Annotated in this window: 2 protein-coding genes; both read left to right on the top strand. The window is 50.6% G+C overall.

Going from position 1 to position 1,521, the window contains the following annotated elements; genetic code table 11:
* Positions 1 to 420, top strand: a 420-nt coding sequence (locus tag JX312_RS13495; RefSeq protein ID WP_204458430.1) for a DUF2400 family protein, incomplete at its 5' end; no start/stop codon positions are given.
* A gap of 86 nt (positions 421 to 506) precedes the next feature.
* On the top strand, positions 507 to 1,521 hold a 1,015-nt coding region (locus tag JX312_RS13490; protein ID WP_204458429.1), incomplete at its 3' end, for a glycoside hydrolase family 10 protein.

Below are 1,521 nucleotides of genomic sequence, written 5' to 3'. Positions count from 1 at the left end.
GGTTCGGTTGACGCTTTCGGAGCCGCAGTGCGTGCCGGTGAGTCGGAGACTCCGTCATGGAAACTCGTGGAGGAGATGGAAAAGATCATGCGCGATGAAAACAACGGCGAGAACTGCTCCCAGTGTCTTCCCGTAAATCTTGACACCACTGCTCTCAAACGCATCAACATGGCTTTGCGATGGCTTGTGCGCGATGACGGAATCGTAGACATGGGTGTATGGAAAAGCATACCCAAAAGCAGGCTGTTCATTCCACTCGATGTGCATGCCGGCAACACGGCGAGAAATCTCGGTCTTATCTGCCGTCGTGCCAACGACCGCAAAAGCGTGGAGGCTCTCACGGCAACGCTGCGCACTCTCCGCCCCGAGGATCCGGTCTTCTACGATTATGCCCTCTTCGGAATCGGAGTCGGAGAATAATCATGACAACAGATTCCGAACTGTTAAGAAATCATCTTAAAAACTGCTTAACCTGATTTAGCAACTTCAAGGCAATTGTATCGAATATGAACAGGATTACGACCATAATCTTACTACTTTTATCTTACGTCGCGACCTCCGTCCCGACATACGCGACAAGCGAATTCGAGAATCCCAAACGCGAGTTCCGCGGCGCGTGGCTTCATGTGATCGGACAGACACAATGGCAGAACAAATCTACCGAACAGGCAAAAGCATATATACGCGAACAGCTCGACAAACTCCACGAAGCCGGCTGCAACGCCGTCATCTTTCAAGTACGTCCCACTGCCGACGCTCTCTACAAGTCGGAACTCGAACCCTGGAGCGCATGGCTTACAGGGAAACGCGGGAAAGCACCCTCTCCGATGTGGGATCCGCTGGAATACTGTCTTGAGGAGGCACATAAGAGAGGGATGGAGTTTCACGCATGGCTTAATCCTTACCGTGTGACTTCAAATGCGAAGGAGATTCTGCCGTCAAGCCATATCTCCAGGATGGAACCCCAGCGCTTTTTCAAATATAACGGACAGGTTCTTTTTGACCCGGCATATCAGGAGAACCGAGATTTCATATGCAAGGTAGTCGATGATATTGTGAACCGGTACGATGTTGATGCAATCCACATCGATGACTATTTCTATCCCTATCCAGCCCCCGGAAAAAAAATACCTGATGACGCCAGCTATCTGAAATACGGACTGGGCAGAAACCGCAACGACTGGCGACGCCATAACGTAGACCTCCTTATAGAGCAACTGCACAAAACAATCAAGGAGCGCAAACCGTGGGTAAGATTCGGTGTAAGTCCGTTCGGCATCTGGCGAAACAAACGTTCTGACCCCAGAGGAAGCGAGAGCACCGGTCTGCAGAACTATGACGATCTTTATGCTGATGTGCTTTTATGGGCTAAAAACGGATGGATCGATTATCTTGCCCCGCAGCTTTACTGGAATCTTGACACTCCGGCGGCTCCAAGCCGCAAGCTTGCAAAATGGTGGAACGACAACGCATCGGATGTTGACATATACATCGGTCAGGACGTGAAACGCACAATGGATG

This window comes from Barnesiella sp. CU968 (assembly GCF_905219685.1).
Classification (GTDB): Bacteria; Bacteroidota; Bacteroidia; order Bacteroidales; family Muribaculaceae; genus Lepagella; species Lepagella muris_A.
The sequence above is the reverse complement of the archived record's forward strand: the minus strand, read 5'-3'. Positions and strand labels throughout refer to the sequence as shown.